The sequence below is a fragment of the Methylobacterium tarhaniae genome, from assembly GCF_001043955.1.
In the GTDB taxonomy this organism is placed as follows: domain Bacteria; phylum Pseudomonadota; class Alphaproteobacteria; order Rhizobiales; family Beijerinckiaceae; genus Methylobacterium; species Methylobacterium tarhaniae.
Window position 1 is genome coordinate 1 of sequence record NZ_LABZ01000083.1, and the last position, 12,855, is coordinate 12,855.

A 12,855-nucleotide genomic window follows, 5' to 3' on the forward strand; every position below is an offset into this window, starting at 1 on the left:
CCGACGAGGATCGCCGGAGCGCGCTCGGGCAGCGGGGCGGGCGGACGTCGCCGACAGGTCCGGGCCGGGCCGGGCCAGGCAAGACCGGAACGAGACCGAGGACGGGCAGGAGCGAGGGCCGGGCGACGACCGGCGAGGCGCGGACGCTCGCAGGTTTCATCGACACCATCCACCGGGGCGGCATCGGCCTTTGGGCCTGCTCGCCGGAGAGGTGCCTCGACGGGCGTCGCTGGGTGTTTTGGGGAACCGCCGAGGAGACCCTGGGCATCGACGCGCTGTTCGCGCGCGTCAACGCCGGGGACAGGGACGGCCCGGTGCGCGACCGGATGGCGAGCGCGACCGACCCGCAACCCTACGCTTTCGACTTCCGCATCGGCGAGGGCGGGCAGCAAACAAGGCAGCGTCATAGATGATGCCGGGCAGATCGGACGCCGGAGACGCACAGTCGGCGCGCTGGACGCCGAGCGATTGACCACGGACGATCACTCTTGCGAACGTGCAACCCGAGGCGGCGATGCGAGCCTCATCCCCGGAAAGGAAACTCGCGCAGCTCGATCGCGCCCGTATTCTGCAACAATGACAAGCTGCCGAAAGAGTCAATTTTATTGATTATAGGTGGCAATTTTACCAATTTCATCGATTACGCGTCTTGCCAAGCTTGTTAGTTCTATGATTGATGAGGAGCAGACCGGGAGGCCCGACACCATGCATCGCGCGATCGTCCTCTTCGCCGCATCCATCGCCTTCGCCGTCCCCTACGCGCGATCAGCCCAGGCCCTGCCCGTCCCGGTCGATCGCGCGGCCGCGGCTCCGATCGAGCGCGTCGCCGGCGGGTGTGGACCCGGCCGCTGGCGCGGCCCTTGGGGCCATTGTCGCAGCACCCCCTATGTCGGACGGCTGCCCGGCGGCTGGTACCAGGCCCGCGCCGGCAACGGCTGCCCTCCCGGATACTGGCGCGGCCCCTGGGGGCATTGCCGCAACACGCCCTATCACGGGCGCCTGCCGGGCGGCGGCTGGAAGCCGTGAGCGCCGGCCGGACGGACGAGATCCCCTGTCGAAGCCAGCCCCACCGGAGAGCGACGTGCTGGAGAGAGTGATGCAGGCCGCGGCCTCGCGGTCCGGTCGGGTGGCCGGGGCCCTCATGGTCGCGCTCGGCCTCGCCTCGGCCGCGCCCTCCGCCGAGGCGCGGCAGGCGCCCGGTCGCGCGGCACCCGGAACGCTGCTCGACGCGCAGCCCCTTCCGAACGCGCCCGACGGCGCCACGGCGTATCGCGTGCTGTACCGCTCGACCGGCCTGCGCGGCGAGCCGATCGCGGTCTCGGGCGCCATCATCGTGCCGGCCGGGCCGGTGCCGCCCGGCGGCCGCCCGGTCGTCGCCTGGGCCCACCCGACCACCGGCGTCGTCGACAAATGCGCGCCCTCGCTCGCCCGCGTGCTCTATCGCTCGATCCAGGGCCTGAGCGAGATGCTGGCGCGCGGCTACATCGTGGCCGCCACCGACTATCCGGGCCTCGGCACGCCCGGCGTGCATCCCTACCTCGTCGGGATCAGCGAGGGACGCGCCGTGCTCGACTCGGTGCGGGCCGCCCGGCAGCTCGCCGGCCCCGGAGGCGCGACGAACGCCTTCGCCGTCTGGGGACACTCCCAGGGCGGCCATGCCGCGCTCTTCACCGGCATCCTGGCCCGCGGCTACGCGCCGGACCTGTCGCTCGCCGGCGTCGCGGCGGCGGCGCCGGCCACCGAGCTCGCCACCCTGATGATGGCCGACCTCGACACCTCGGGCGGCAAGAACCTCACCGCCATGACCCTGTGGTCGTGGTCGCAGGTCTACGGCGCGCCCATGACGCAGGTGGTGGTGCCCTCTGCGCTTCCCGTGATCGACGAGCTCGCCAACGAGTGCATCGAGACGGTCGTCGACGTGCTGGAGCGGCGCGGCCCGTCGAAGGCGCTCGACCGGGGCTTCCTCGCGGTCGACAACCTCGCCGACCGCGAGCCCTGGCGCGGGCTCCTCGCCCGCAACACGCCCGGCACGCTGCCGCCGCGCGTCCCGGTCTTCCTCGCGCAGGGCGCCGCCGACACCCTGGTGCTGCCGCGGGTGACGCAGGATTACCGGGAGCGGCTGTGCCGGGCCGGCAGCCCAGTCGCGTTCGATCTCGTGCCGGGCGTCGGGCACCTCTCCATCGCCAGGGATGCGGCGCCGGCCGCCCTCGACTGGATCGGCGACCGGTTCGCCGGCGAGCCGGCGCCGAGCAATTGCGGGGCGCCCTAGCCCCCGGCGTCGCATCGGGTCCGCGAGCGTGAGGAGGTGGCGATGGTCGAGGTCCCGGTGGCGGAGGTCCTGGTCGTCGGAGCCGGCCCGGTCGGGCTGACGCTCGCCTGCGAACTGGCCCGGCACGGGCTGCGCCCCCGGATCATCGACGCCGCACCGCAGCCTTCGGACTATTGCCGCGCCATCGGCGTCACGCCGCGGACGCTGGAAGTCTGGGACGACATGGGCGTCGCCCGCGAGATGATCGATGCCGGCCTCTGGCTGACGGGCCTGCGCTCCGTCGTGAACGGCCGGAGGGCGGCCGACGCCGTCCAGCCCGATCCGGGGCTGCCCTACGCGGCCCTCGGCCTGCCGCAATACGAGACCGAGCGCATTCTCACCCGGCACCTCGCCGGCTTCGGCATCGCGATCGAGCGGGGCGCGGTCCTGGCCGCCCTGAGCCAGGATGCGGAGGGCGTCGGCGCGCGCGTCGCGCGGGCGGGCCGGCCCGCCGAGGACGTTCGCGCGGCTTACGTGGTCGGCTGCGACGGGGCGCACAGCGCGGTTCGGCGGCTGCTCGGGATCGGCTTTACGGGGGCGGCCTACCCGTGGCCGTTCATGCTCGGCGACGTGCGGATCGACTGGGACGTGCCGTACGGGATGTCGGTGCGCGCCCTGCGGCTGGTGGACGGCGGCCCGCCCGACATGTTCATCGCCATCCCGCTGCCGGAGCCCGGCCGCTACCGCATCTCGATGCTGGCGCCGCCCCACCTCGTTCCGGGCAGCAGGACGGATCACGGCATCCAGGCCGAACTCGCAGGCCCCACGCTCGCCGACCTGCAGGCGGTGGCCGACGATCTCCTGCCCGATCCCGCACCGCTCTCCGCGCTGCGCTGGTCCTCCGTCTACCGGATCAGCATGCGCCTGGCCGACGCCTATCGCCGGGGACGCTGCTTCATCGCGGGCGACGCCGCCCACATCCACCCGCCGACCGGCGGGCAGGGCATGAATACCGGCATCCAGGACGCCTACAACCTGGCCTGGAAGCTGGCTCTCGTTCTGAAGGGCGCGAGCCCCGACGGCCTGCTCGACAGCTACGAGGGGGAGCGCCGCCCGGTCGGAGCGGACGTGATCGCCAGGACCCGCAAGGCGAGCGAGGGATATGGCCGCGAGCGGGGCGGCGCCCCCGACCGGGCCGCCGACGCCCAGGTCTCGGTCTCCTACCGGGGGACGGCTTTCGTCGAGGACGAGGCGGGCGGGCCGGACGATGCCGGTCCCGCGGCCGGCGACCGCGCCCCGGACGTGAACGGTCTCGTGCGGCAGGGGCTCGGCTTTCCTTTGCGCCTCTTCGACGTGCTGCGCGGCACGCGGCACGTCCTGCTGGTTCACCTGAACGGCGCCTGCGAGCCCGGGACGATGCAGGACCTCGCCGGCTGGATGCGGGATCACCTCTTGCGGGATCACCTGCGCGTCGTCGTCGTGGCGAGCCGTGCGGCAGGACACGCGCTTCCGGGGGCCGAGCTTCTCGAGGACCGCACGGGAGCGTTCGCCGAGGCTTACGGGCGCCGGGCGACGAGCTGCCTCGTGCGGCCGGACGGCCATCTCGGCTGGCGCGGCCGCTCGTGGCGGGAGCCCGGCCTTCGGGCGCATCTCCGGAGGCTGTTCCCGGCCGCCTGAGCCGGCGTTTCGCGGAAACCCGACCGGCTGCGACCGCGCAGCGGAGAGGAGGTCAGATGACAGACATTCTCATCGTCGGCGCCGGCCCGGTGGGCCTGACCATGGCGGCGGAGCTTGCCCGTTACGGTGTCGGCGTGCGCCTGATCGACCGCGCGCCGCACGCCACCGAGACCTCCAAGGCCCTCGTGGTCTGGTCGCGCACGCTCGAGCTCATGGATCGCATGGGCTGCAGCCGGGCCTTCCTGGATGCGGGGCTTCGGGCCCCCGGCGCCTCGATCCGCAGCGGCGGGACGATTCTCGGCCAGCCGCGCTTCGAGAGTATCGCGAGCGCCTACAACTTCGCCCTGATGGTCCCGCAGCGGGATACCGAGCGCCTCCTCACCGCCCATCTGCGGTCCTTCGGCGTCGCGGTCGAGCGGCAGGTGGAGCTGGCCGGCTTCACCGAGGCGGCGGACGGCGTCGCGGCGCGCCTGAGGCATGCCGACGGTCGCGAGGAGACGGTCGGGACGCCGTGGCTGATCGGCTGCGACGGCGCCCACAGCACCGTGCGGCACGGGCTCGGCCTCGCCTTCGAGGGCTCGGCCCAGGGCGACGACTGGCTCCTCGCCGACGTGCGCCTCGACGGTCCGGGGGCGCCGCCTCCGGACGAGATCGCGACCTACCTGCACCGCGACGGCCCCTTCGTGGTCTTCCCGATCCCGCACGGCCGGGCGCGGGTCGTCGCCACGGTGGGCAGGACGGATGCGGCGCACCCGCGGCCCGATCCCACCCTCGCCGACGTCCAGGCCCTCATCGACCGGCGCGCCGGCGGCGGCTTTCGCACCTCCGACCCGGTCTGGCTGACACATTTCCGCATCAACGAGCGCAAGGTGTCCGAGTACCGGCGCGGCCGCGTCTTCCTGGCCGGCGACGCGGCGCATATCCACAGCCCCGCGGGCGGCCAGGGCATGAATACCGGCATGCAGGACGCGGTGAACCTCGCCTGGAAGCTGGCGATGGTGGTGCGCGGCCGGGCGGGCGCGTCGCTTCTCGCCAGCTACAGCCCCGAGCGGAGCGCGGTCGGCGACCTGGTGCTGCGCAATGCGGGCCGGCTCACCGACATGGCGACGCTGTCGAACCCGGCGGCGCAGGGGGCCCGCAATCTCGCGCTGCGTTTCCTCCTCGGCCTGCACACGGTGCGCAACCGCTTGGCGACGACGATGAGCGAGATCGAGATCGCCTATGGGGGAAGTCCGCTGTCGAAGGGGCCCGGATCCGGCGCGCGCTGGGAGCCGGAGGCCTATGAAGGACCGCCGCCGGGCACGGGAGGCGAGCCGCGCTTCGTGCTCTACGCCGCCGATGCGGGGCGGGGAGCCGCCTTGGCGGGGCGCTTTCCCGGTCTCCTGGAGGCGGCGCCGCGGTCGCCGCCGGACCCGTCCGGCCTCTTCGTCGTCCGGCCCGACTGTTACGTCGGTCTGTCGGCGGGAGGGCGCGGCTGGGACGAGGCGGAGCGGTACCTCCGGGGGCTGGCGCAGAGCGACTGAGCGGGCTTGCGTTGGAAGGCCAACGCTTCGTCCGCTCAGGTTCTCGTGCGGTCGCAGATTTTCGTCGCGAGAACCGGAGGAGGCCGGCATCGCGGTCATGCTGCGCCGCTTCCCCGGCGCCACCCACGCCCTCATCACCCTCGCGACGGACCACCCGCGGCATCCATGACGCGGCTCCGCTGCGCAGCTCGCCATGCCACGAGCCGGGATCGCACGCCGTGCCCGAGCCGATGCGCGAGCGCGGACCGGCCCGCCGGCTGCCTCGCGGATGCCGAATGTCTCGAAGGATGACGTGACCGCGACGGATCCGGCCGACGGCCGCCCCGATGGACGAGGATTTTCGCCCGTCGTGAGATCGTCTCCCGTCGACCCTGCGCCAGGTTCGTTCGAGGAGGGAGCCGGCGTTCTGTCGGCCCGACAGAGGCGTTGGATGCGATGATCCCCTTCGACAACACCTACATCCGCCTGCCGGACAGGTTCTTCGTCCGGATCGACCCGACTCCCGTCGCGGCCCCGGCGCTCATCGCGCTGAACCAGGACCTCGCGCGCCGGCTCCGGCTCGATCCCGACTGGCTCGCCGGCCCCGAGGGCGTCGCGATGCTGTCGGGCAACCGCGTGCCCGACGGGTCCGAGCCGGTCGCGGCTGCCTATGCGGGGCACCAGTTCGGCCAGCCGGTCGCGCAGCTCGGGGACGGCCGGGCCATCCTGCTCGGCGAGGTGATCGACCGGGATGGCGTGCGGCGCGACATCCAGCTCAAGGGATCGGGCCCGACGCCGTTCTCCCGCGGCGGAGACGGCCGCGCCGCTCTGGGGCCGGTCCTGCGCGAGTACCTCGTCAGCGAGGCCATGGCCGCGCTCGGGATCCCGACGACCCGGGCGCTGGCGGCCGTCACCACCGGCGAGGCGGTCCTGCGCGAGCGGCCGCTGCCCGGCGCCGTGCTCACCCGCGTCGCGTCGAGCCACGTCCGGGTCGGGACGTTCCAGTTCTTCGCCTTCCGGCGCGACGTCGACGGGCTGCGGACCCTCGCCGACTACGTGATCGCCCGGCATTATCCGCAGGCGGCGCAGGCCGACGAGCCCTATCGGGCGCTCCTCGCCGCCGTGGTCGCGCGCCAGGCCGACCTGGTGGCGCAGTGGCTGCTGGTCGGCTTCATCCACGGCGTCATGAACACCGACAACATGTCGGTCGCCGGCGAGACGATCGATTATGGGCCGTGCGCCTTCCTGGACGCCTACGACCCGGCGACCGTGCTCAGCGCCATCGACCGGCTCGGCCGCTACGCCTACGGCAACCAGCCCCGTATCGCGCACTGGAACCTGACCCGCCTCGCCGAGACCCTGGTGCCGCTCCTTGCCGAGGAGACCGAGGCGGCCGTCGCGACCGCCCAGGAGGTGCTCGCGGGTTTCGCGCCGCGCTTCGAGGAGGCCTACCATGCGGGCCTGCGCCGGAAACTCGGCCTGCTGACGGCGCGGGACGACGACGCGGCCCTGGGCCAGGACCTCCTGAAGCGGATGGGGGACAACCAGGCGGATTTCACGCTGACCTTCCGGCGGCTCGCAGACGCCGCACGGGATCCGGCGGGAGATGCGGGCGTGCGGGATCTGTTCGTCGACCCGACCGCGTATGACGACTGGGCCGGGCGCTGGCGCCGGCGCCTCGCCGAGGAGCCCCTGGCGGGCGAGGAGCGCCGGGCGGCGATGAACCGGGTCAACCCGAAATACATACCGCGCAACCACCGGATCGAGGCGGTGATCGAGGCGGCGGAGCGCGGCGACTTCGCCCCCTTCGCGGAGCTGCGGACCGTGCTGGCCGCCCCCTGCGAGGAGCAGCCGGACCGCGAGGCCTACGCCCTGCCGCCCGCCGAGCACGAGCGCGTCCTGCAGACGTTCTGCGGGACGTGACGCAGCCTTGGAGCGTTTTCCGACGACGCGGATACCGGTCCGTCGTAGGAAATGCGGCAAAGTCATAGACCTGGAGACTTTCGCGATTGCACCGCGATCGTGAAGTGCTCCAGCGGGCATAGATTGTCACGGCACACGGTACACGACAGAGAACGGCACATGACAGCGGCTTGAAGCCCTCCGGAAAGGCTCTCCCACCCACGACCTCATCCTGAGGTGCCGCGTCAGCGTCCTCGAAGGATGGTTCCTCAGCGCCTGTTCGATTGAAGCGACAGAATTGAAGCGCTCCATCGTCATCACGGGGCCGCGCAGCGGAACCCGGGATCCATGAACGCCGAGAATTCCGAATGGGGCGGAGCTTTGGTCGCTTGATCCTCGGGCGTCAGCTGTCATGGACCTCGAGTTCTCGACTTCGCCGATGCACGGGATGATAGGGAGAAATGTCGTTATCCGTGCCAGATGACTGCTGGTATGAGTCAAACAGGCCCTCGGATCGTGTCGTGTGCTGTGGTCAGCCGCACCCGACCGCTCGGGTCCCCTCCCCCGCCAATCCAGGTATACGCTTCCCGCATCGGAACCCGACAGAGTCGCCCAAACCGGTCGAACGGAAGGCTTCGCGGGAAACCGCAGCCGTCCCCGACCCACGACCTGATGAAGCCCTATGAACGTACTGCTGATCTACTGCCATCCTCTCGCAGAGAGCTATGCCGCCGCCTTGCGCGACGCCGCCATCCAGGGCCTGCACGCCGCCGGGCACAGGGTAGAGGTCATCGATCTCTATGCGGAGGGCTTCGACCCGGTCCTCAGCGCGGATGAGCGGAGCAGCTACTACGATCGGTCGATCGGCACCGACGCGGTCGCTCGTCACATCACCGCCCTCAGAAACGCATAAGCCTTGGTCTTCGTGTACCCAACCTGGTGGTTCGGCATGCCGGCCATGCTGAAGGGCTGGATCGACCGGATCTGGTTGCCCGGCATCGCGTTCCGGCTCGGTGGCCCGAATGTGCTGCAGCCGCTGCTCACCCATATCCGCAGCATCACGGTCGTCACGACCTATGGCTCGCCGCGCTGGCTGCTCTGGCTCGTCGGCTGGCCGGACTGGCGCCTGTTCCGGCGCGGCATCCGAACCTTGTGCGCGCCCCGCTGCCGCCTGAATTGGTTGGCCCTGACAAACATGACGGCTGTACGCTCGACGCGCGGCAGCGCTTCATCGCGAGAGTGCGTCGACGCTTGGCAACGCACCGCTGAGCCGGGCCTGCACGGTGCGGTCCTCGGCCGGCAGGGCGTCCAGCGCCGGCAGGATCCCCGGCGCAGGGGGCACGCGGTAGACCGCTGCCTCGCTGCCGCTCGACGAGCGGACGGGCGGCCGAGCCGCGATGACCCCGCCGCCCGTGCCGGCCCGAAGGCCGGCCGCCCTCATGGCGCCGGCGAGAACGTCGCGCCGGAGATGCGGAATGGGATTCATGACGTCCTCCTTCGTTTGCGGGAGGGCGGCCCGGGCGCGTTCAGCGCGCCGACATCGCGCCGACGATCTCGTCGAAGGCCGCCGCGGCGCTCACGGGCTCGATGCCGTTCAGCTTCTCCTTGAGGCCGAGGCCCGCCTTCCAGCGCAGCCGCGCCGCGACCGCCCGGGCCATGACCGGATCGATGCCGGCATCGGCCACGGCTTCGGCCGACATCTCCAGTTCCTCCGCCCGGCGCTTGGCATGGATCACGCCCGACGGGATCAGCGCCTCCATCGTGTCCATCCAGGGCCGTGCCAGGGTCTTGCAGGCCGAGGCGAGCACCGCCTGGTCGACGCCGTAATGGCGTGCGGCGAGCATCATCTCGTCCGTCAGCGCCTCGATGCCCTTGATCAGCACCGAGCGCAGGATCTTGATCCCGGAGGCGGTGCCGAGCCGGTCGCCGGCGAAGTCGATCGTCATGCCCCAGGGAACGAGCAGGTCGCGCACCCGCTCGCCGGAGGGGCCGCTGACGAGGATCGGCATGGCGTAGCCGTTCCGCGGCGTGCCCTCGATCGAGCCGTCGCCGACGCGCGCGCCGCTGCCGGCGAGACGCTCGGCGACGCCGATCTTGATCGTCGGCGTGGCGGAGGCGAAGTCCGAGAAGACGTGCCGCTCGCTCAGGCATCCCGCGAAGGCCGCGGCGCTCTCCAGCGAGACCGAGCCCGGCGTCACGCTGACGAGCAGGTCCGCGGCGTCGGCCAGTTCCTGGTTCGAGCGCACCAGGGCGACCCCGGCCTCCTGCGCCCGGCGCTGGATCAGGCCGGCGAAGGGCCCGTCGAAGGCGTGCTTGTCGTAGGCCGTCACCCGCTCCAGGCCGGCGCCCCGCAGCCCGCGGCCCAGGGTGCTGCCGATCTCGCCGTAGCCGACGAGGCCGAGCCGGAATTGCTGCTTGGGTGCCGACATGGTGGTGTCCTTCGCTGGAATGGGTTCTGGGATGGTCGTAGCGGCGCGGGGCGGCCGGCCGCGCCGGCGCGGCCGACATGCCCCGCCCAGCTCAGGCCGTAGATGCGCTCGGACATCGCTTGGTGCTCGCTCTCGTGCCCGTAGGTGCCCGCCATGCCGCAGCAGCCCGCGGGCAGAATGGCAAGGCCGTGCCCGAGGCGGGCGAACACCGTCTGCCACTCGCGCAGGCCCGCGGCGGCGGTGGTCCGCTCGGTGCAGTCTGGTCGATCGCGTTGTCGGTGGCCGGCACCGTCCGGTCGGCGGCCCCGCTCGCCGGCAAAGCCCCGCGCCCGGAGTTCGGGGAGGAAGGCCGAGTCGGGCGAGGCAGGGCCGGGAGACTGGTCGATCATGGCGCTTCGACCTCCGGCGTCGCCGGGGAAGGGGCGACGCCGCCCTCGAACGGGTGCCGGCGGTGACGGGCGGGCCGGAGATCTACCCGGCTGCCGCGGCCTCGGTCTCGACCGGTTCGACGACCAGCAGCATCACGGCGAGCGCCACCAGGGCCGAGGCCGCGAGGAACAGGAACACCGCGTCCCAGCTGAAGGCATCGAGCAGCAATCCGGTGAGGAACGGGAACAGCGCTCCGCCGGCCTGGCCGCCGGTATTCACCACCGAGACCGCGAGCGGATAGGCGTCCTTGGTGGTCAGCCCGGCCGGGTAGACGGTGAAGGACGAGTAGCCGACGTTCAGTAGGAAACCGGTCAGGAACAGCAGGATCGCGAGCGTCACCGGCTCGTTCGGCGCGTGGATCAGCGCATACATCATGAACACGGTCGAGACCGCGCTGATGAGGATGGTCGGCTTGCGCCGCTTGCCCACGACCCGGTCGGAGAACCAGCCGCCGATGATGTTGCCGAGGACGCCGCCGATGAACGGCGCCGAGGCCACGAACCCGACATTCATCAGCGAGAAGTGCTTCACGGTGGTCAGGTAGGTCGGCAGCCAGGCCAGGATGACGTTGATGATCCCGGTCATCATCAGGTAGCCGAGGGCGAGGCCCCACACGTTGCCGGACCGGAACGTCTCCTTGGCGGTGGCGATCAGGCGGACCGGGCGGCCGCGGATGACGCGGTCGAGGCGGTCGAAGCGGCGCGCGGGCGGCGCGGCGGCGACCGGCGCGGCGGCGTCCGGCACCGCCGGCCGCGACGACGGCTCGTCGCGGATATGCTCGGCCTCCGCCGCCGACACGAAGCGGCTGCGGGCCGGCTCGTCGACGACGAGGAAGTACCACAGCACGGCGAAGACGATCCCGGGCGCGGCGCAGATGTAGAAGACGTATTGCCAGCCGAGCGTGGCGATGATCAGCGCGCCGAGGGGCGGCACGATCACGGGACCGAACTTCGCGGCGGCCAGGAACAGGCCGACCGCCGTGCCCTTCTCGCGGGCCGGGAACCAGCGGTTCACCGTCGAGAGCATGGTGACGGGCAGCGGCGCCTCGGCGGTCCCGAGGGCGAGGCGGTTGAGCTTCATCGCCAGGACGGAGCCCGACGTGCCGAGGAGCCCCGTGAACAGGGAGGTCAGCAGCATGAAGATCGGGAACACGACCCGGGTGCCGAGCCGCCGGACGAGGAAGCCCGCCGGGATCTGCATCACGGCGTAGCCGACGAAGAACAGGCTGACGACCGCCCCGGCCTCGGTGTTGGACATCGCGAATTCCTTCTTCACGAAGGGAAGGACGATGCCGATATTGGCGCGGTCCGCCGCCGCCAGGGTGTAGACGATGAAGATCAGGCCCATCACGACCCAGCGGTAGCGGGTCGCCGTCGTGGGTGTCGCGGCGGAACCCGCGGCGATTGTGGCGTCGTACATGGCGTTTCCTCCGGAATGGATGCATCGACCGGAGCCCGTGCGCGCGTGCTCCGCCGTTCCCTGGACCGGGACGTCTTGCTCGATGCGGCGTGGTGGAGATCGGGCGCGGCGGCGCCGATCCGGATCGTCGTCGGGTCGCGGGCTCGCGTGGCGACCGCTCCCAGCGAACCGCCTCAGGCGGCGTGGGGCGCGACGCCGAGGTCCTCGAGGGCGCCGTGCAGCCAGTCCTGGCGCGCCGCCCCGGCCTCGATCTCGGCCATGATCGCCTGCTCCTGGCGCAGCTTGGCCCGGGCCCCCTCGACGAGACGGCGGATCTGGTCGGGTGCGAAGACGACGAGGCCGTCCTCGTCGCCGACCAGGACGTCTCCCGGATTGACGACCTGGCCACCGATGCAGACGGGGACGTTGATCCGGGCCGGGCCCGACTTGTAGGGGCCGCGATGCACGACGCCCCGCGCGTAGCACGGGAAGTCGCCCGCCGCGAAGGCGGCGACGTCGCGGATAGCGCCGTCGATCACGAAGCCGGCGCAGCCGCGGGCCACGGCGTAGGCCCGCATCAGGTCGCCGCAGAGCGCGTTGTTGAGGTCTCCAGCGCCATCGACCACGAGGACGTGGCCCGGCCGCATCATCGTCATGGCCTGGTACATGCCGAGATTGTCGCCGGGGCGAGTCTTGACGGTGAGCGCGGTGCCGACGAGCTTGCCCGACCCGTTGTAGCGGTTGAGGCCCGTCACCCCCGACAAGCGATCCAGGTTGTCGCTGATCAGGGGCGTGACCAGGCCGCGGAGATCCTGCTCGTCGGCGGAAGACAGAGGGGCGGGAAGCCGACCTTCCGTCGTGACCTGCACCTTCATGGCGTATGGTGTCCTCTGCTTCGGGTAACGACTTTTCGTCTTTGCGGATCGAACCGACACATCAGGCCCGCGCGCTGCCGGGGCCTCGCATTCCCCGCTCGGCGACGGGCGACGCCGGGTCGCGCGCAGGGCCGGGCGGATCCCGCCGTGACGGTCGCGGAACGACCGCCGGGACCGGGCCTCGGTGTCGAGGGAGCGCGGCATTCGGCGTCCGGGCGCGAGCGCGGCAACCGACGGCCTGGAATGCCGCGGATCCGCTCGCCTTCGGTGTCTCGACCGAGGGCGTCGCCGGCGAATCCCGCCGTCGCGGAGCCGCACATCGCGAACCGCTCGGGCATCGTTGCAGCCTCCTGCCCTGCGCCTTCTCGTTCGTTCCGGTCATTCATACAAGGAAA

9 protein-coding genes and 2 pseudogenes are annotated in these 12,855 nt (G+C 71.7%); 7 read left to right on the plus strand and 4 right to left on the minus strand.

Annotation, left to right across the window (positions count from 1 at the left end; all coding sequences use genetic code 11):
- The 7 genes and pseudogenes from VQ03_RS33750 to VQ03_RS34575 form a co-directional block, all read left to right on the plus strand.
- Positions 1-413, plus strand: a pseudogene (locus VQ03_RS33750) (hypothetical protein); the annotation flags it as partial.
- A 292-nt stretch (positions 414-705) separates the two neighbouring features.
- Positions 706-1,026 carry a GCG_CRPN prefix-to-repeats domain-containing protein gene (locus VQ03_RS12815; protein ID WP_245292067.1) on the plus strand — a complete coding sequence of 107 codons (321 nt, stop codon included), beginning with the start codon at positions 706-708 and terminating at the stop codon, positions 1,024-1,026.
- A gap of 55 nt (positions 1,027-1,081) precedes the next feature.
- On the plus strand, positions 1,082-2,269 hold the full coding sequence (locus tag VQ03_RS12820; RefSeq protein ID WP_245292068.1) for a lipase family protein: 1,188 nt from the start codon (positions 1,082-1,084) through the stop codon (positions 2,267-2,269).
- 42 nt (positions 2,270-2,311) lie between these two features.
- Positions 2,312-3,925 carry an FAD-dependent monooxygenase gene (locus tag VQ03_RS12825; RefSeq protein ID WP_048451275.1) on the plus strand — a complete coding sequence of 538 codons (1,614 nt, stop codon included), beginning with the start codon at positions 2,312-2,314 and terminating at the stop codon, positions 3,923-3,925.
- Between the two features lie 56 nt (positions 3,926-3,981).
- A complete protein-coding gene (locus VQ03_RS12830; RefSeq protein ID WP_048451276.1) occupies positions 3,982-5,448 on the plus strand; it encodes an FAD-dependent monooxygenase in 1,467 nt (488 codons plus the stop codon).
- Between the two features lie 435 nt (positions 5,449-5,883).
- Entirely contained in the window at positions 5,884-7,350 is a 1,467-nt protein-coding gene (locus VQ03_RS12835) for a protein adenylyltransferase SelO (protein WP_048451299.1), read from the plus strand.
- A gap of 661 nt (positions 7,351-8,011) precedes the next feature.
- Positions 8,012-8,356, plus strand: a pseudogene (locus VQ03_RS34575) (NAD(P)H-dependent oxidoreductase); the annotation flags it as partial.
- Positions 8,357-8,557: 201 nt separating this feature from the next.
- On the opposite strand, the gene VQ03_RS34580 reads toward VQ03_RS34575, so the two are convergent.
- From VQ03_RS34580 to VQ03_RS12855, 4 genes are all read right to left on the minus strand, one after another.
- Positions 8,558-8,815 (minus strand): hypothetical protein, encoded by a 258-nt coding sequence (locus tag VQ03_RS34580; protein WP_245292071.1) that lies wholly within the window; start codon positions 8,813-8,815, stop codon positions 8,558-8,560.
- A gap of 40 nt (positions 8,816-8,855) precedes the next feature.
- On the minus strand, positions 8,856-9,758 hold the full coding sequence (locus tag VQ03_RS12845) for a DUF1932 domain-containing protein (RefSeq protein ID WP_048451277.1): 903 nt from the start codon (positions 9,756-9,758) through the stop codon (positions 8,856-8,858).
- Positions 9,759-10,229: 471 nt separating this feature from the next.
- Complete coding sequence (locus tag VQ03_RS12850; RefSeq protein WP_048451278.1) at positions 10,230-11,606, minus strand: MFS transporter; 1,377 nt, start codon at positions 11,604-11,606, stop codon at positions 10,230-10,232.
- Positions 11,607-11,779: 173 nt separating this feature from the next.
- Positions 11,780-12,460 (minus strand): RraA family protein, encoded by a 681-nt coding sequence (locus tag VQ03_RS12855; protein ID WP_048451279.1) that lies wholly within the window; start codon positions 12,458-12,460, stop codon positions 11,780-11,782.
- Positions 12,461-12,855 lie beyond the last annotated feature (395 nt).

What these genes read in the sequence shown, in the direction of transcription:
- VQ03_RS34580 (WP_245292071.1), bottom strand. Translation starts at nt 8,815, where the DNA reads ATGAATCCCATTCCGCATCTCCGGCGCGACGTTCTCGCCGGCGCCATG.
- VQ03_RS12830 (WP_048451276.1), top strand. Translation starts at nt 3,982, where the DNA reads ATGACAGACATTCTCATCGTCGGCGCCGGCCCGGTGGGCCTGACCATG.
- VQ03_RS12815 (WP_245292067.1), top strand. Translation starts at nt 706, where the DNA reads ATGCATCGCGCGATCGTCCTCTTCGCCGCATCCATCGCCTTCGCCGTC.
- VQ03_RS12825 (WP_048451275.1), top strand. Translation starts at nt 2,312, where the DNA reads ATGGTCGAGGTCCCGGTGGCGGAGGTCCTGGTCGTCGGAGCCGGCCCG.
- VQ03_RS12835 (WP_048451299.1), top strand. Translation starts at nt 5,884, where the DNA reads ATGATCCCCTTCGACAACACCTACATCCGCCTGCCGGACAGGTTCTTC.
- VQ03_RS12845 (WP_048451277.1), bottom strand. Translation starts at nt 9,758, where the DNA reads ATGTCGGCACCCAAGCAGCAATTCCGGCTCGGCCTCGTCGGCTACGGC.
- VQ03_RS12855 (WP_048451279.1), bottom strand. Translation starts at nt 12,460, where the DNA reads ATGAAGGTGCAGGTCACGACGGAAGGTCGGCTTCCCGCCCCTCTGTCT.
- VQ03_RS12850 (WP_048451278.1), bottom strand. Translation starts at nt 11,606, where the DNA reads ATGTACGACGCCACAATCGCCGCGGGTTCCGCCGCGACACCCACGACG.